This window comes from Caulobacter sp. AP07 (genome assembly GCF_000281955.1).
GTDB lineage: Bacteria > Pseudomonadota > Alphaproteobacteria > Caulobacterales > Caulobacteraceae > Caulobacter.
The window spans coordinates 1-16,056 of the sequence record NZ_AKKF01000219.1; the positions used below are offsets into that span (position 1 = coordinate 1).

Sequence of the window (16,056 nt, forward strand, 5' to 3'; positions counted from 1 at the left end):
ACGCCGTTGCGCAGCCTGGCGTAGGTGAAGCCGGAAGCCTGGGCGACCGGAACGGCCTGGAGGTGACCGTTCGCATCAAGCCCGACGGGCGCGGACGTATCCGCCGGCGCTTGAGCGTGGGCGGCGGAAACCAGAATGCAGACCGCGGCCAGCCCGCCCATGACCAGACGTCGCGACGCGGATCCCGCCGACAAGGCCGTCCCTCTGGTTCGCCCCATAGCCGCACTCCAATCCGATTGCCGACGTTCCACTCCCACGCCGGGTTTACTCCTACAAATCACCAGTGCAGTTGTCACTCGCATACGTTTTCTTTTTCGCCCAACACCGCCAAGAAATAATCCGCCATCGCTTACAATCCTTGAACTGACGGTGTCTTCGAAGGATTTCACTTCGATTTCGGTCGCGCGGTCAGCGTCGAATAACTTGCAATGCTCCGACAACAATGCTCCAACAATTCTGCGGCTCTACTCATCCCCACCGCTGCAAGCCCTGAACCTTTCTTCAAGGTCAGCGTCTTGCGTCAGGGCGCGGACGAGGACCCTAAACGAACAACTTTTCCTGACGCGCGAAGTTGACGAACAGCGGCAACCAAAGGCCGTCCGCCGCGCCGGGGCCTACGCCGAAGCCGTGACCGCCACGCGCGAACAAGTGGGTCTCGACCGTGATCTTGGCCGCGACCATGGCGTCGCGGAGCCGTACCGTATTGGCCACGGGCACCGCGTTGTCGTCTTCGGCGTGCACCAGGAAGGTCGGGGCCGCCGCCGGGGTGACATTGAGATCGGGCGACCACTCGCGGATCTGGGCCGCGGTAGGCCGGCCGCCAAACAGCGACGGCGCCACGCCGCCGTAGGCATAGGCGGGATCAACGCTTTGCACCGGATAGATCGGCGCCGTCAGCAAAGGCCTGGCGCTGAGCTGGTCGGTAGCGTCGACGGGCTTGTAGAACGGCGTCGAATGCCGCGTTGCCAGTGTCGTGGTCAGGAACCCGCCAGCGCTGAAGCCCATGACGCCAACCCGTTCGGGGTCGAGATGGAAGCGCGGTGCGTTGGCGCGAATGACGCGCATCGCCCGCTGGGCGTCGGCCGGCCCGACAGCGGCCGGATCGGTCCAGCCGTCCCTCGCCAGGCGATAGATCAGCACGAAACAGGTGATGCCCGCCCGGTTCAGGACGTCGGCGATGTGGTAACCCTCGTGATCGAAATAGTTCCATTCGAAGCTGCCGCCGGGAATGATCAGCATGGCCGAGCCATTGGGTCGGGCGGCCGGCAACGCGATCATGTACGGCTTCAGGACGCCTTTCGTGCGCCGGCTGCTATAGCCTGGACTCGTCGAGGTCTGCTCGATCACCTCGGCCATGTCGGGATGCGTGGCGCCCGCCGGCGGATGCGGCCACAGTCCGATGACCTCGCCCGGGCTCGCCGAACCTGACTGGGCGAGCACCTTGGTCGCCACGCCCGCGCCGATCGCCGACGCGCCGGCCAACACCAAAGGCGATTTTACAAGATCGCGTCGTGAAAGGCTCATGGAGACTCCTGCATTTGCGTCCAAGCCAGCCCTATGTCCCGGGGAGGGCGGGCCGTCCCGGCGACAACGCCGCCGCCGGGACTTGCTCTAGACTTTGTTTTCGCATCGCTTTGCGGAAAGCCGTGTCCAGCTTTCCGCACGACGCCCTAGTCGCCCAGCATCGCCGCGTTGCCCCAGGTGACGACCGTGGGCGCCTTGTTCTTGGCGGATTTGCCGCGCGCGACCAACTCGACGGTCTTCACCCCCGCGATGTCGGCGCTCAGGGTCTGAGCCGCCTGACCAAAACGGGTCGGCTTGGACGTCGCCAGAAGCTTGCCGTCGCCATAGACCGAGAACGTCACGGCGTCGTCGGCGTCGAACGTCGAGTCGTCGACGCCGACGTCGGCGACGAAGCGGCGGAACTGGCCGTCGGCCCGAACCTCGAACCGGGAGTTGGCGAGCACGCCCAAGCCCGTCTGATAGGTCCTGCCGTCGACGCGGAGCGTCTGCCGATAAGGCGTGGCGTCGGCCTGCGCGCCGCCCCATCCGGTATAGGCCGGCGGCTCGCCGTCGTCGGTCGTGCCGCCCCAGGGATTGCGCATCCGATGGATCGTGGGATCGGGCTGGGGAATGACCACGCCGTCGGCGGCCGGATTTACGCGTCCGGGCATTTCCGAGAGATAGAGGCCATTGGAGAGCGTACGTGCGCCAGCGGCGTCGAAGACAAGCGTCTGGCGCGGGTCGAGATGCAGCTTCGTCTCACCGGAGAACGCGGGCAGCGTCGCGCCGGTCCACAGGTCCTTGAGCGTCACTGGCGCCGTCGCGGCGAACTTCATGTGGCCCGCCGTCAGCGTCACCTCGGCCGGCGCCAGTCCGCGGTTGAAGATCGCCACGGCCTTGTGGCCGTTGCTCAGCGTCTTGACCAGGATCTGAACGTCGTCGGTGTCGTAGGCCAGCACCGCCTGGTTGCCCGCCGAGTCCTGATTGACGGCGATGAGGTCGCTGTTCCCGAGGATGTCCATCAGCGGTTGCGGCGCGTTCCTCAGGTCGTAGCCGATCAGAAGCGGCGCCGACAGCATCGACCACAGCGCGAAGTGCGACTTGGCCTCCGTCAAATGGCGCTCGTCGAAGTCGCCGTGACCGATGAAGAGCATGTCCGGATCGTTCCAGGAGCCGGGATGCGCATAGAGCGCGCGGTTGGCCGCGCTGTCGAAATTGGCCAGCATCCGCGTCCAGCTGGGCGTGATGTCGTCGCTGGTCCGCGACAGGTTGCCGACGTCCTTGGCCCAGGCGCGGACATCGGCCGAGCCCCAGGCGCAGATTGAAAAGATATAGTCGCCATCGGGATTTGCGCGGCGCAGGGCGTCGGCGACCTGTTGGTAGAGCTTGCGGACGGCCGGGATGTCGGTGCGGCGGATTTCCTTGATGTCGATCAGCGGACCGAGCGCCCGGTACTGGCCGGACTTGACGCGCGCGTTGTCCGGGTCGAAGGCGCGGATGCCGCAGGCGTCGACCTTGATGTAATCGAACGCCCAGTCCTTGAAGTAGAGTTCAATGTCTTGCTCGATATGGCCGTACAGTCCGACCTCGCGCTCGGCGACCGTGCCCTCGGGCAGGTTTGGCGCATTCGGCGCGAAGGCCTGCGAACAGTTATTGGCGCCGATATCCGAATAGATTCCGGCCTTCAGACCCATGGCATGGATGCGGTCGGTAAACGGCTTGAAGCTGGTCTGTTCGGCTCCGCCGACCGCGGCGGACGGAAAGATCGAGGTGCGCACGACCATGCGGCCGTCCGTGGTCCGTCGCTTCAGCCACCAGCCGTCGTCGATGTTGATGTAGCGGTAGCCCTTCGCGGCCAGGCCGCTGTCGACGATGGCCTTGGCGGAATCCAGGACCTTGGCTTCGGTGACGTCGGTGTGGAAGGCGTTCCACGAGTTCCAGCCCATCGGCGGCTTGGCCGCCTGTCCGGTCGCCACGGCGGTCCAGCGGCCGGTCGGCGCCAGCGGATCGGTCGCGGCATATGCTCCGCCTCCGTGACATAGCGCCAAGGCGAAACAGCCGATAATCCCTTGAACAGAACGCCTCATTATTCCCCCGTCCCCTTCGAGGGGCGATCGACGACCGTGAACCTCTAATTTGTCGTACAATAGGATGTCGGCTTGTCGCCACGCCTTCCTGATAAAAATATTTTTATATGCGAGAACGTGGCATTCGCGACACGGTGTCTCCCTGAACCGCCCTCGGAGTGGTGAGCGGTTCGTTCGCGACGACCCGCTATTGTCGCGGGTCCGGGTGCGCCTTGGCCCAGTCCAGCGCGCCCTGCAGGGTGGTCACCCAGACCTCGCCGCGGTGGGCGGCCAGCCAGGTGATCAGCTCGCGGTGCGCGGGGTCGGACACCTGCTGGTAGTCGCCGGCGACGCCGTGGAACAGGTAGACCGCCATGCCGCCGCCCGCTTGCGCCTGCTTGGCGAAATCGATCAACTGCGCGCCCGTGACCCTCTCGTCGAACCCGCGCGCGGGGATGTACATCGGATCCATCCGTCCGACGTCGGCGCGGAGGTCGTCGGGCGAGGCGTGGACGCCGCGCACATAGGTCACCAGGTTCGCGGCCCTGAGGGCCTCCAGATAGTCGACGCCGCCCGCTAGGGTCTGGCCGCATGGCGACGCGAACCCGTGGGTCGGCTTGCCGTCCAGCGCGGTCAGGAGAGTGTTCTGCTGCTCGATCTCCCTGAGCATGCTCGCCGGCGTATAGGCCTCGGACGTGTAGCGGGGATCGGTGGGAAATACAGCGGCGGGGCAGGGGTGGAAGACGGTGTGGTTGGCGAGTTCATGGCCCGCCGCGCCCACGGCGCGCCAACGCGGAACATCCGCCGGCTTCAGGTTCGCGAGGAAGAAGGTCGCCTTCAATCCGGCCTGGTCCAGCACCGGCACCGCGTGATCGAGCTGGGAGCCCAGCCCGTCGTCGTAAGTCAGCACCACCGCCGCCTTGGCCCCCTCCGGCCATTTCGTCGCCGATGCGGCCGACACGCCGCAGACCAAGCTCAGCGCGAGCGCCAGAAGCATCTTCATCGTCATCCCCCCCTCACGTCGAACACTGCGTGATTTTAGTGCTGCTACCGCTCACATGGCGGACGCGCAACCAGCTCGCTGCTCATGCACGAGACGGTCAACGTCCTCGACAGGCGCGAGGATTGGATCGAGCGTCGCCGCACGCACGTCGGCGAGTTGCGCAAGCGATCGGCCGAGGCCGCGAACAAGTTGACCCGGCTTTACTCGGCCATTGAGGACGGGCTCGTCGGCCAGGGCGCCGAGGGCCTCAAGGATCGCATTAGGGAGTTGGAGGCGATCAAGGTGGAGGCCAAGGCCGACGCCGATCGTGCCGAGGCCGCGATCGAGAAGCTTGGACCGATGATCACGCCCGAGAGCATCGAGCGCATGGCGACCGCCGCGCGGGAGGGCCTGCGAGACGCGGACGGCAAGTATCGCCGCGCGCATGTGCGGTCAGTGGCTCAGCGCGTGGAGGTGCTGTCCACGGTCGAGATCAAGATCATGGGAGGTAGAACCGAACTGCTTCGCACCATGGCCGCCTCGGCAGGCGAGCACTCGGTGCTAGTCGAAGTTCGCAGTTCTAAACCGAAGTGGCGCGCCGGATACGATTCGAACTGCTAGATCACGACCGAAAGCTTGTGTCGGTTGAGTGAAGTGCCCGACCCCTCATCCGGCGGCTACGCCGCCACCTTCTCCCGCAAGGGGAGAAGGGAAGATTCTAGTCCATCGCCCCGATATACGGCAGCCCACGGCTCTTGCCCTCGTCGTCGAGGCCGTAGCCCACCAGGTACCGGGCCGGCGCTTCCCAGGCCACGAAGTCGGGCTCGATGCGGGGCTTGGGCCAGGGCTTGCGGGCGAAGACGGCGGTCAGGACTTCGCTGGCCCCGGCGTCCTTGACCAGGCGGGCGGCCTCGCCCAGCGACAGGCCGGTGTCGAGCACGTCGTCCAGCACCAGGGCGCGGCGGCCGACCAGCGGGCGCTGCAGGTCGGCGCGGACCTCGCAGCGGCCCGAGCTCTTGCGCTCGTCATGGTACGAAGCCAGCCACAGGGCGTCGAAGCGCACGTCGCGGCCGGCCCGCCACAGGGCCCGGGTCAGGTCGGCGGCGAACCACAGGCCGCCGGTCAGCAGGCAGACGGCGACGGTGTCGTTGTCGATGCGCGGCGCGATCACCTTGGCCAGGGCTTCCACCCGCTCGGCGATCTCTTCTTGCGAGATCAGGACTTCGGGGGCGGCGCGATCGGTCATTTCAGGATTCTTCAGTGGTGGTCGGCGGGGGCCGGTTCGACCGCTCCGGTCTCATGACCGGGGGGCTCCTGTCCAGTCCCTTGCGCCGCGTCGGCGTCGGTCGAGGCGCCGGCGGCGATCTCGGCCGGCTGGTCCTGGGCCCCGCGCAGCGAAGGGGCCTGGTGGTCGGAAACCTTCTCCAGCCGGGGCGCGGCGCCAGCGGCCCTGGCCGCGCCCGCTTCCAGGGCGAAGCCGATTTCCAGGATCTTGGCGGTCTTGGGCGGGTCCAGCAGGGTCACCGAGAAGTGCCGGGTCTGGCTGGGCGGGATCATCGGGTCGGCGGCGGCGGCCAGCTTGCCGGCCACCCGCTTGTCGTGGGCGTTGAGCAGGGCCACCTGCAGCGGCGGGGTGGCGACCGTGTGGTCGGTGATGTTGCGCAGCACGCCGGTGATGGTCACGGCGGCGTGGCCGTCCTGCATCGACGGTTCGGCCTTCAGGTTCTCGATCACCAGGCCGACATTGTTCACCGGCATGCGGGCGAAGGCGTAGGCCCCGGCGGTGCTGGGCCACAGGTGGGCGACGTTCATCCGGAACACGCCGGCCGCCACCAGGATGACCACCATCACCGCGACCATGCCGCCCCAGATGACGCCGGTGGTCTTGGCTTCCCGCAGCCGGCGCTCGGCGTCGGCGCGGGCCCGGAACACCTTGGGCAGTTCCTCGCCCGGCAGGGCGCTGACCGGGGCCTCGGGATCGTCGGCAGGATTGGCCGCGCCGTCCAGCGCGGTCAGGTTCGGTTCGGCGGCCAGGTCGGCGGCCGACGGCTCCTCGAACAGGTCCAGGGCTTCTTCGTTGCGGGCCGTCCAGCGATGCCCGCAGGCCGCGCATCGCACGACGCGGCCGGCCGAGCCGACCTTGGAGTCATCGACGAAATAGCGGCTGGCGCACTCTGGGCAGGTCAGTATCATGGCCGCGAATCGGACGCTCCCCGCTCCTACCCACGAGGTCGCCGATTTTGCCAGCCATGTCCACAAGCCCCAGCGACACACCCTTGCGCATCGACGAAGATCCGGACGATGACTCCGTCCCCGTCGTCCGCTTCGAGGGCGTCTCGATGCGGTATGGACGAGGGCCGGAAACCCTGAGCGACCTCGCCTTTTCTCTACACCCAGGGTCTTTCCATTTCCTCACCGGCCCGTCGGGGGCCGGCAAGAGCTCGCTGCTCAAGCTGATCTACCTGGCCCACCGTGCGTCAAGGGGTCGCGTCGAGCTGTTCGGCCGCGACGTCAGCCTGGTCAAGCCCGAGGACCTGCCGTTCCTGCGCCGCCGCATCGGCGTGGTGTTCCAGGAATTCCGGCTGCTGGACCACCTGTCGGTGTTCGACAACGCCGCCCTGCCGCTGCGCATCTCGGGCCGCAAGCCGGCGACCTATCGCGACGACGTGGCCGAACTGCTGCAATGGGTGGGCCTGGGCGACCGCATGCACGCCTTGCCGGCCACCCTGTCTGGCGGCGAGAAGCAGCGCCTGGCCATCGCCCGCGCCGTGGTCGACCGCCCCGACGTGCTGCTGGCCGACGAGCCGACCGGCAATGTCGATCCGGCCATGTCGCTGCGCCTGCTGCGGCTGTTCGTCGAGCTCAATCGCCTGGGCACCACGGTGCTGATCGCCACCCACGACGAAGACCTGGTGGCCCGCGCCAACCGCCCCACCCTGCACCTCGAGCAAGGCCGCCTGGTCGACTTCGGCCACCCCGGCGACGACTATGACGAGGATTACGCGGGGGGCGGGGCATGAGCGAGGGCTTCACCGTCGCCCGCTGGAAGCCGGCCGCGCTGCTGCCGCCCCGCGACGCCCGCGACGGTTCGCTGGTGTTCGTGGTCGCGGTGCTGTGCTTCCTGGCCTGCCTCACGGCCCTGGCCGCCCTGGCCTCGACCCGCGCCGCCACCGGCTGGACCGCCCAGCTGACCGGCTCGGCCACCGTCGTGGTGCGCCCACGCTCGGGCGAGACCCCCGACAGCGCCGCGGCCCGCGCCGCCGAGACCCTGTCGGGCGTCAAGGGCGTCACCGAGGCCCGCGCCCTGCCCAAGGACAAGGCCGAAGCCCTGCTCGAACCCTGGATCGGCCGCGAGGCGCTGATCGCCGACCTGCCGGTGCCGCGCCTGGTGACCCTGGACCTCGACGCCAGGGCCCCGGCCACCGCCGCCACGCTGGCCAAGGCGCTGAAGGACGCCAATGTCGACGCCGTGGTCGACGACCACAGCCGCTGGATCGCCGACATCGAGCGCGCCGCCCGCCTGGCCCGCTGGGCGGCCATCGGCGTCTTCGCCCTGATCGCCGCCGCCGCCGGGGCGGTGATCATCTTCGCCACCCGCGCCGCCCTGACCGCGCGTCACGACGTCATCGAGGTCCTGCACTTCTCCGGGGCTGAGGACCGCTTCATCGCCAGCCTGTTCCAGAACCGTTTCGCGGGCATGGCCTTCATCGCCGGCTTGCTGGGCGGCGCGGGCGCGGCCATCATCGGGGCGGCGGCGCGGCTCGCGGGGGGCGGCCACGGACTGACACCGGTCCTGCCGCTGGCCTGGATCGATCTGCTGGCGCCCCTGCCCTGCCCGTTGGTGGCGGCGCTGGTGGCCGGGATCGCGGCCCGCGCCGCCTCCCTGCGCCTGTTGAGAGCCATGCCATGAAGAGCATCGCGGCCCTGCTGATCCTGGTGATGGTCTGGTTCGTGGGCCTGCTGGCCTTCACCAGCCGCGTCGACCAGTCCACGCCGCCCGCCGAACCGCCCGTCTCGGACGGGGTGGTGGTGCTGACCGGCGCGTCCAACATCCGCCTGGAGGCGGCGACCAAGCTGCTGGAGGCCGGCAAGGGCAAGCGGCTGCTGATCTCCGGCGTCAACCGCGAGGCTTCCCGCGAGGATGTGCTGGGCGTCACCAAGGCCGTGCGGCCGATCTACGAATGCTGCATCGACCTGGGCTACAGCGCCGCCGACACCATCGGCAACGCCAGCGAGACCGCCGAGTGGGCCAAGGCCAAGGACTATCACAGCCTGATCGTCGTCACCGCCGACTACCACATGCCGCGCTCGATGCTGGAACTGCGGGCGACCATGCCCGACGTGACCCTGCACCCCTATCCGGTGGTCACCGAGAGCCTCAACGCCCACCGTTGGTGGAAAGGCGGCACGAGCGCGCGGCGCATGACCGTGGAATACTGCAAGTACCTGGCGATCCTGGGCCGCGAGGCGTTCCTCAAGCTGGGTCCGAAGGAAAAGGCCGACCCCGCGAAGGGCGAAGCGGCGGCGGGCGAAGCGACGAAGGAAGCGTCTTGATCTATCTGCGTTCATTCCTGTTCCAGCTGTATTTCTGGGTGTGGTCGGTGTTCACCACCCTGTGGATGCTGCCGTTCCTGGTGCTGCCGCGCCGCGCCACGATGTGGGCGCTGCGGGTCTGGGCCAACGGGTTGATCCTGGGGCTGCGCGTGCTGGCCGGGATCAAGGTCGAGGTGCGGGGGCGTCAGCACCTGCCGGCCGGCCCCGCCCTGATCGCCGCCAAGCACCAGTCGATGTTCGACGTCTTCGCCCAGTTCGCCCTGCTGCCCGACGCCTGCCTGGTGATGAAGAAGGAACTGCTGCGCGTGCCGCTGTTCGGCTGGTACGGGCTGAAGGCCGGGATGATCGTCGTCGATCGCGCCGGCCACTCCATGGCCCTGAAGAAGCTGGTGCGCGACACCGTCGACCGGATGAAGGAAACCCGCCAGGTGGTGATCTTCCCCGAAGGCACCCGCGGCGACGTCGGGGTCGGCGGCGACTACAAGCCGGGCATCGCCGCGCTCTATCGCGAACTGGACCTGCCGGTCACGCCCCTGGCCCTGAACTGCGGCGTCCACTGGCCCAAGGGCTTCCTGCGGCCGCCGGGCACGATCGTCTTCGAATACCTGCCCGCCATCCCCGCCGGCCTGAAGCGCGGCGAGTTCATGCGCGAGGTCCAGACCCGCATCGACACCGCCACCAAGGCGTTGGAGGACGAGGGGCTCTAGGGGAGCACAACCGATGAACGCCAGGCACGTCGCGGCGATCGCCGCCATCCTTCTCGCCGGGTCGGCGGCGCCGGCCACCGCCGCGCCCAAGGCCTGCGCGCTGTCGTCCGCCGACCAGACGCAGATCTCGCAAGCGATCCGCTCCGTCTTCGCCGCGCTCGCCAAGGATGACGAGGCCGGCTTCGGCGCCGCCACCTCGCCCGGCTTCTATGCCTATGAAGGCAAGCGCGTGACGGGCCCCGAGCTCACGGCGCTGATCCGCAAGGCGCACGAGGCCGGGCGAATCTACGAATGGAACCTGGGCCCCATCGACATCCACGGCGGATGCGACGTCGCCTGGGCGGCCTGGGAAAATCACGGACAGGTCGGCGACGCCACGGGGATGAAACCGATGACCTGGCTGGAATCGGCGGCCCTGCACCGCGACGGCTCGCGTTGGGTGGTGGACTTCCTGCACGCGACGCGGGTGGCGCCGGCTCAGTAGCCGACCGCGTCGCGCAGCAGCCGCTCCACCCAGTCGTTGACCACCGCGTCCAGTACCAGATGCACGCGGTCCTCCGCGCCCCGGTTGGCCACGCTGTGCGGGTCGGAGAGCCTCAGATACCAGGCGTCGCCCGGCGCCATCACCACCCGTGCGCCGTTCAGCCGGAACTCGACCTGCGGATTGGTGGTGATCGGAATGTGGATGCGCACCGCGCCCTTGGCGACGTCGAGATCGTTGTCGCTGTGCTCCTTGATCACCGAACCGGGGGTCAGCCGCATCAGGCGGACGCTCTGGACCTCGCAGGCGAAGGCGGCCAGGACCTCACGGAAATAGCCGCACGCCGCCAGCATCAGGGTGTCCTCGAACGCCGTGGCGGTCGGGTCCGAATAGATCATCATCACCGGATGGCTGGCCCCGGCGACGCCGCGCAGGGGGATCACGCTCCAGTCGCCCTCGTAGTTCTGGGTGACGAAGTGCGAGATCCAGTCGATCGACGAGAGCGTGTCCAGGTCGCGGCGCAGCAGGACGGGATCGAACGACAAGGGCAGTTGCAGTCGGTCGGGAAACACCATCCTCTCCCCCTAGTCTTCCTCATCTTCCGCGACCAGCCCCGCAAGCGCCGACCGGGAACCCCGATGCTTCCAAACCCTGGCCCCAGACCTGGCGTGCGCGACGCCCTGGCCCGTCTTCATACGCTGGTTCTCCAGGACGCCATCCTCCAGGAAGGGTTGGGCGCCGTCGAGGACGTTCCAGCCTTCATCGAAGCGGCCGTCGAGGCGGCGCGATCCCGCGACGTCGGCCTGGACGCCGATGACCTGATCGCCCTGCTGCGGAGAGACCCCCTGGGCCTGGACCGCCTGGCGCGGCCGGCGCTGATCGACGGCTTCACGCCAACCGCGGGCTGGCTTCCGACCGAACTGTCGTGGGACGGCGTCCAGCACACCGTCGCCTGGGCCTGGTTCGGCCGGCGCCGCCTGGTCGAGCCGTTCTTCGAGGGCTCGCTGCGAAGCGTCCTGCAGCAGCCCTTCAACCGGCTGTTTCGCTTCCGCACGCCGCTGGCCGAACTGGCGGCGTGGCCCGCCAGCCTGCCCACCCTGCGGCCGGACGGTTTCATCTTCCACATGTCGCGCTGCGGCTCGACCCTGGTCGCCCAGATGCTGGCGGGACTGGACGCCCATGTCGTGGTGTCCGAGGCCCCGCCCATCGATGCGGTGGTGCAACTGGACCGCATGGCGGCCCAGCCCGGCGACGAGGCCCACGCGGCGCTGCTGCGGGCGATGGTCGGCGCGCTCGGCCAGGTGCGCAACGCCGGTGAAAGCCGCTATTTCGTCAAGCTGGACAGCTGGCACGCCCTGGCCCTGCCGCTGTTTCGCAAGGCCTTCCCCGACGTGCCCTGGGTGTTCCTCTATCGCGATCCCGTGGAGGTGCTGGTCTCGCAGGCCCGCCAGCGCGGCATCCAGATGGTGCCGGACTATGTGCCGCCCGGCTTCTACGGCCTGGACCTGCCGGACGGCGTTCCCGACGAGGACTACTGGGCCCGGGTGCTGGCCGTGGTCTGCCAGGCGGCGCTGGACGGATATGCCGAGGGCGGCGGCCTGCTGGTGAACTACGCGCAACTGCCCGCCGCCCTGCATACGGCGATCCTGCCGCATTTCGGGATCACCGCTACGGCCGCCGAGCGCCAGGCCATGGACCAGGCGGCGCGGCGCGACGCCAAGGCCCCGCAGTTCGCCTTCGCACCGGACTCGGGACGCAAGCGGCAGGCGGCGACCGCGGCGATCAGCGCCGCCAGCGACCGGCATCTGGCCGAGATCTATCACCGGCTCGAAACCCTGCGCCTGGGAGACTAGGCGGCGGCTTCCCGCGCCTCGACCATCTTCAGCAGGGCCTCCATCGCATGGTCTCGCACCCCATCCTCGCGCAGATGCAGGACCAGGTCGCGCAGGTAGTCGATGTTGCGCCCCGACAGGCCGGTCGCCCCGGCGATCAGTTCGCACTGCTGGTCCAGCGTCAGGGCTCCCGCCCACTGGCCGTGGTTCCGGTCCGACAGGAAGACCAGGGCCGGGGCCCTGCCGTTTCCGTCGATCCGCACCTCGGACCAGGCCTCGAAATAGGTCTCGGTCGGCTGTTCGCGCTCGCGCAGATAGGCGTAGACCTCGGGCCAGGCGCTGGCCGCCACGCGGTAGGCCGCGCCGCGCACCGCGCCGCCGGGAGCCAGACCCAGCACCAGGCCGGGCCGCTCATAGGTGCCCCGGTGGTGCACCGAATAGATGCAGAAGGCGCGGCGTCGCCCATGGAGCACGGCCGTTCTTCGCTCTATGAACGGGAACCCGGGCCGCCACATCAGCGATCCGTATCCGAACACCCAGCGGTCTTCGCTGTCAGTTACCATGACTCTTCCCGACCGGAGCCGCTTCTTCCATGACCCATAACGCCGCCACCCCGTCCCGCAAGCCCCGGCGTCGTGGTCTGTGGGCGCCTTTCGTGGTGCTGGCGATCGTTGCCCTGGGCTGGAGCATCGGCTGGCTGTGGCTGCGCGGCCAGGCCGAGCAGCGGATGGACGCCACCGCCGCATCGATGAAGACCCGCGGCTACGACCTGTCGTGGAAGAGCCGGACCTTCAGCGGCTACCCGTTCCGCATGGACGTCCGCCTGACCGACGCGCGGGTGGCCGAGCCCTCGGGCTGGGCGCTGCGGGCCCCGGAACTGAAGGGCGAGGCCATGGCCTACGACATCGGCCACTGGGTGGTGATCGCCCCCGCCGGGGTGGTGATGACCCGGCCGATCAACGGCGACGTGGCGATCACTGGCCAGGCCCTGCGGGCCAGCTTCGCCGGCTTCGACCAGTATCCGCCGCGCATCGCGGTCGAGGGCGCCAACCTGACCTTCACCCCGGCCCCCGGCGCCGCGCCCTTCCCGCTGCTGTCGACGGCCCTGCTGCGGCTGCGCGTCTACCCAGGTCCGGACGACCAGGCGGCGGTCCAGTTCAAAGCCGACGGCGCCAAGGCCCGCTTCACCGGCCTGCTGGGCCGCATCGCCCAGGATCGCACCGCCGCCCTGCTGTGGGACACCCGCCTGACCAAGGTCGGCGCCCTGCGCGGGACCAGCTGGGCCGACGCCGTGCGCGGCTGGTCCCAGGCCGGCGGCGCCCTGACGGTGCAGCAGGGCAAGCTGACGGCGGGCGAGGCGCTGCTGGAGGCCAAGTCCGGCGACCTGACCGTCGGGGTCGACGGCCGCCTGCGGGGCGCGCTGGACGTCGCTGTCCGCGAGACCCCGACGCAGGGCGAGACCCCGAAGAGCCCCGAGGCCGCCGCCGCCGCGGTCGCCCAGGCCCTGGGCCAGGACCCGACCCTGTCGGCCACCCTGCGGTTCGACAACGGCCGCACCCGGCTGGGCCTGTTCGACACCGGGCCTTCGCCGCGGGTTTATTGAACGCGATGCGAAGTTCGTTGAACGCAAGTTTATTCCCCACGACCTGCCCTATTGCGCCTCCGGCGGCAAAGTCTATGGTCCGGCCTCCAATTTCGGGGACAAATCATGGGTAGCGACGCGGGCGATGCGACGCCTTCGCTGGACGAGGTCCGATGGCGTATCGACGCCATCGACGGTGAGCTTCTGGCCCTGCTCGACGAGCGCGCCGGCCTGGCCCGCGCCGTGGCGGCGGCCAAGGCGGCGGCCGGCGACACCGGCTTTGGCCTGCGCCCCGGCCGCGAGGCCCTGATCGTCCGCAAGCTGCTGTCGACCCCGCGCACCGCCGCCGGCGACGCCCTGGTGATCCGCATCTGGCGCGAGCTGATGTCCGACAGCCTGGCGCGCCAGGGGCCCTATCACCTGACCGTCTGGGGTGGCCGCGACCCGGCCCGCGCCGTCGAGCTGACCCGCCTGCGCTTCGGCGTGGCCCCGCCGATGCGAGTGGTCGCCACCGACAAGGAGGCCCTGGCCGCCGCCAGGACGCCCTGGGGCGTCGGCGTCCTGGCCCTGGCCCCCGACAGCGCCTGGTGGGCCCGCCTGCTGGCCGAGCCCCGCCTGAAGATCTTCGCCGCCCTGCCCTGCCTGGAGCGCTGGGGCCCGCAGGCGGCCTTCGCGGTCGCCGAGGTCGAGGTCGAACCGACCGGCGGCGACCAGACCTTCTGGGTCACCGACAGCCCCAAGGCCGCCGACGCCATCGTCGCGGCCCTGGCCGTCGACGGCGTGGCGGCCGAACTGGTCGCCGAGGCCGGTGGCCTGAAGCTGTTCTCGCTGCTGGGCTTCTACCAGGCCGGCGACGAGCGCCTGGCCCGCGCGCCGGGGCATCTGACGGGCGTCATCGGGGCTGCGCCCACCCCCTTCGACGTGTAAGAAGACCGCTCTCCGCTACCCCGAGTTCCCCGATGACCGCTCCCGCCACCGACCGCTTCGCCGCGCCCCGCCCCACCCCAAAGCCGGGCGTGCTCGACATCGCCGCCTATGTTGGCGGCAAGTCCAAGGTCGAGGGGATCGCCCATCCGGTGAAGCTGTCGAGCAACGAGAACATCCTGGGCTGCAGCGAGCTGGCCCGCGCCGCCTATCGCGACGCCGCCGACCGCCTGCACCTCTATCCGGACGGCAAGGCCACCGCCCTGCGCGCCGCCGTCGCCGCCCACTTCCGCCTGGAGCCCGAGCGCCTGACCTTCGGCGACGGCTCGGACGAGATCTTCGCCCTGCTCAACCAGGTCTATCTCGAGCCCGGCGACAACATCGTCCAGGGCGAGCACGGCTTCGCCGCCTACGCCATCGGGGCCCGGGCCTGCCAGGGCGAGGTCCGCTTCGCCAAGGAACCCGGCCAGCGCATCGACGTCGACGAGGTGGTCAAGTGCGTTGATGAGCGCACCCGGCTGGTGTTCATCGCCAACCCCGCCAACCCGACCGGCACCTGGCTGACGGGCGAGGAGATCCGCGCCCTGCACGCCGCCCTGCCGCCGTCGGTGGTGCTGGTGCTGGACGGCGCCTATGCCGAATTCTGCACCGACCCGCGCTTCGAGGACGGCCTGGACCTGGCCCGCACCGCCGAGAACGTCATCGTCACCCGCACCTTCTCCAAGCTGCACGGCCTGGCCGCCCTGCGGGTGGGCTGGGCCTATGGGCCGAGCGGGATCATCGACCCGATCGAGCGCATCCGCCCGCCGTTCAACACCTCGATCCCGGCGCAGGACGCCGCCATCGCCGCCCTGGCCGACGAGAACTTCCAGAAGCGCTCGATCGCCCTGGTCGAACAATGGCGGCCGTGGCTGACCCAGCAACTGGGCGGGCTGGGCCTGGAAGTCACCCCCTCGGCCGCCAATTTCGTGCTGGTCAACTTTCCCGACGTCCCGGGCAAGACGGCCCGCGAGGCCGAGGCCTTCCTGGCGAGCAAGGGCTACCTGGTCCGCGCCGTCGCCAATTACGGCCTGCCGAGCGCCATCCGCATCTCGATCGGGCTCGAAGCGCAGAACCGGGCGGTGGTGGACCTGATCGCCGCGTTCCTGGGCCGCTAGATGTCTCACCCCGGCCTGATCTACCCGAAAATGACCGTCATCGGCTTTGGCCTGATCGGCGGTTCGATCGTCCGCGCCGCGCGCGAGCAGAAGCTGGTCGGCGAGGTCGTCGTGGTCGACGCCAGCCCCGCCCACCGGGCCCGCGTCGAGGAGCTGGGCCTGGCCGACACGGTCACCGCCGACGTCGCCGAGGGCGTGGCCGGCGCCGACCTGGTGGTCATCGCCACCCCGGTCCTGGCCACCGCCGACGTGGCGGCGGTCGCCGCCG

Annotated in this window: 18 protein-coding genes; 11 read left to right on the forward strand and 7 right to left on the reverse strand. The window is 69.3% G+C overall.

Features of this window, described 5'->3' with window-relative positions:
- Positions 1 to 540: 540 nt before the first annotated feature.
- The 3 genes from PMI01_RS19740 to PMI01_RS19750 all read right to left on the reverse strand — a co-directional run bounded on the left by PMI01_RS19740 (position 541) and on the right by PMI01_RS19750 (position 4,572).
- Positions 541 to 1,524 carry an alpha/beta hydrolase gene (locus PMI01_RS19740; protein WP_007673034.1) on the reverse strand — a complete coding sequence of 328 codons (984 nt, stop codon included), beginning with the start codon at positions 1,522 to 1,524 and terminating at the stop codon, positions 541 to 543.
- Between the two features lie 146 nt (positions 1,525 to 1,670).
- Positions 1,671 to 3,590 carry an NPCBM/NEW2 domain-containing protein gene (locus PMI01_RS19745; RefSeq protein ID WP_007673036.1) on the reverse strand — a complete coding sequence of 640 codons (1,920 nt, stop codon included), beginning with the start codon at positions 3,588 to 3,590 and terminating at the stop codon, positions 1,671 to 1,673.
- Between the two features lie 187 nt (positions 3,591 to 3,777).
- Positions 3,778 to 4,572 (reverse strand): polysaccharide deacetylase family protein, encoded by a 795-nt coding sequence (locus tag PMI01_RS19750; RefSeq protein ID WP_157223829.1) that lies wholly within the window; start codon positions 4,570 to 4,572, stop codon positions 3,778 to 3,780.
- A gap of 84 nt (positions 4,573 to 4,656) precedes the next feature.
- Here PMI01_RS19750 and PMI01_RS19755 point away from each other — a divergent pair, with 84 nt between their 5' ends.
- On the forward strand, positions 4,657 to 5,172 hold the full coding sequence (locus tag PMI01_RS19755) for a hypothetical protein (RefSeq protein WP_007673040.1): 516 nt from the start codon (positions 4,657 to 4,659) through the stop codon (positions 5,170 to 5,172).
- 97 nt (positions 5,173 to 5,269) lie between these two features.
- On the opposite strand, the gene PMI01_RS19760 is transcribed toward PMI01_RS19755, so the two are convergent.
- Both PMI01_RS19760 and PMI01_RS19765 read right to left on the reverse strand, forming a co-directional pair.
- A complete protein-coding gene (locus PMI01_RS19760) occupies positions 5,270 to 5,797 on the reverse strand; it encodes a phosphoribosyltransferase (protein WP_007673041.1) in 528 nt (175 codons plus the stop codon).
- Between the two features lie 11 nt (positions 5,798 to 5,808).
- Positions 5,809 to 6,744, reverse strand: a complete 936-nt coding sequence (locus tag PMI01_RS19765) for a DUF3426 domain-containing protein (protein WP_007673042.1) — start codon at positions 6,742 to 6,744, stop codon at positions 5,809 to 5,811.
- Positions 6,745 to 6,827: 83 nt separating this feature from the next.
- Here PMI01_RS19765 and ftsE point away from each other — a divergent pair, with 83 nt between their 5' ends.
- Genes ftsE through PMI01_RS19790 form a run of 5 tightly spaced genes read left to right on the forward strand, consistent with a single transcriptional unit; the run spans position 6,828 to position 10,296 of the window.
- The gene (ftsE, locus tag PMI01_RS19770) at positions 6,828 to 7,571 is read left to right on the forward strand and encodes a cell division ATP-binding protein FtsE (RefSeq protein WP_085954894.1); all 744 of its coding nucleotides are present in this window, start codon (positions 6,828 to 6,830) and stop codon (positions 7,569 to 7,571) included.
- Positions 7,568 to 8,461, forward strand: coding sequence for a cell division protein FtsX (locus PMI01_RS19775; protein ID WP_007673044.1), 894 nt, complete (start codon positions 7,568 to 7,570; stop codon positions 8,459 to 8,461). Before ftsE ends, PMI01_RS19775 begins: the two co-directional genes overlap by 4 nt.
- On the forward strand, positions 8,458 to 9,105 hold the full coding sequence (locus PMI01_RS19780; protein ID WP_007673057.1) for a YdcF family protein: 648 nt from the start codon (positions 8,458 to 8,460) through the stop codon (positions 9,103 to 9,105). Before PMI01_RS19775 ends, PMI01_RS19780 begins: the two co-directional genes overlap by 4 nt.
- The gene (locus PMI01_RS19785) at positions 9,102 to 9,812 is read left to right on the forward strand and encodes a lysophospholipid acyltransferase family protein (protein WP_007673059.1); all 711 of its coding nucleotides are present in this window, start codon (positions 9,102 to 9,104) and stop codon (positions 9,810 to 9,812) included. The genes PMI01_RS19780 and PMI01_RS19785 overlap by 4 nt, the downstream gene beginning before the upstream one ends.
- Before the next feature lie 13 nt (positions 9,813 to 9,825).
- Positions 9,826 to 10,296, forward strand: a complete 471-nt coding sequence (locus tag PMI01_RS19790; RefSeq protein ID WP_007673061.1) for a hypothetical protein — start codon at positions 9,826 to 9,828, stop codon at positions 10,294 to 10,296.
- Here PMI01_RS19790 and PMI01_RS19795 read toward each other — a convergent pair.
- Positions 10,290 to 10,868: an aspartyl/asparaginyl beta-hydroxylase domain-containing protein gene (locus tag PMI01_RS19795; RefSeq protein WP_007673062.1), complete on the reverse strand. Its 579-nt coding sequence runs from the start codon at positions 10,866 to 10,868 to the stop codon at positions 10,290 to 10,292. The two genes, PMI01_RS19790 and PMI01_RS19795, sit on opposite strands and share 7 nt — an antisense overlap.
- Before the next feature lie 93 nt (positions 10,869 to 10,961).
- Here PMI01_RS19795 and PMI01_RS19800 point away from each other — a divergent pair, with 93 nt between their 5' ends.
- On the forward strand, positions 10,962 to 12,146 hold the full coding sequence (locus tag PMI01_RS19800; protein ID WP_238537090.1) for a sulfotransferase: 1,185 nt from the start codon (positions 10,962 to 10,964) through the stop codon (positions 12,144 to 12,146).
- On the opposite strand, the gene PMI01_RS19805 is transcribed toward PMI01_RS19800, so the two are convergent.
- Entirely contained in the window at positions 12,143 to 12,688 is a 546-nt protein-coding gene (locus tag PMI01_RS19805) for a gamma-glutamylcyclotransferase (RefSeq protein ID WP_007673064.1), read from the reverse strand. The two genes, PMI01_RS19800 and PMI01_RS19805, sit on opposite strands and share 4 nt — an antisense overlap.
- A gap of 29 nt (positions 12,689 to 12,717) precedes the next feature.
- On the opposite strand from PMI01_RS19805, the gene PMI01_RS19810 reads away from it, so the two are divergent.
- The 4 genes from PMI01_RS19810 to PMI01_RS19825 all read left to right on the forward strand — a co-directional run.
- Positions 12,718 to 13,728, forward strand: a complete 1,011-nt coding sequence (locus PMI01_RS19810; RefSeq protein ID WP_007673065.1) for a DUF2125 domain-containing protein — start codon at positions 12,718 to 12,720, stop codon at positions 13,726 to 13,728.
- Between the two features lie 105 nt (positions 13,729 to 13,833).
- The gene (locus tag PMI01_RS19815) at positions 13,834 to 14,634 is read left to right on the forward strand and encodes a chorismate mutase (RefSeq protein WP_007673066.1); all 801 of its coding nucleotides are present in this window, start codon (positions 13,834 to 13,836) and stop codon (positions 14,632 to 14,634) included.
- A 32-nt stretch (positions 14,635 to 14,666) separates the two neighbouring features.
- Positions 14,667 to 15,788 carry a histidinol-phosphate transaminase gene (gene hisC, locus PMI01_RS19820; protein WP_007673067.1) on the forward strand — a complete coding sequence of 374 codons (1,122 nt, stop codon included), beginning with the start codon at positions 14,667 to 14,669 and terminating at the stop codon, positions 15,786 to 15,788.
- The coding region (locus PMI01_RS19825; protein ID WP_007673074.1) for a prephenate dehydrogenase/arogenate dehydrogenase family protein at positions 15,789 to 16,056 on the forward strand (268 nt) is incomplete at its 3' end.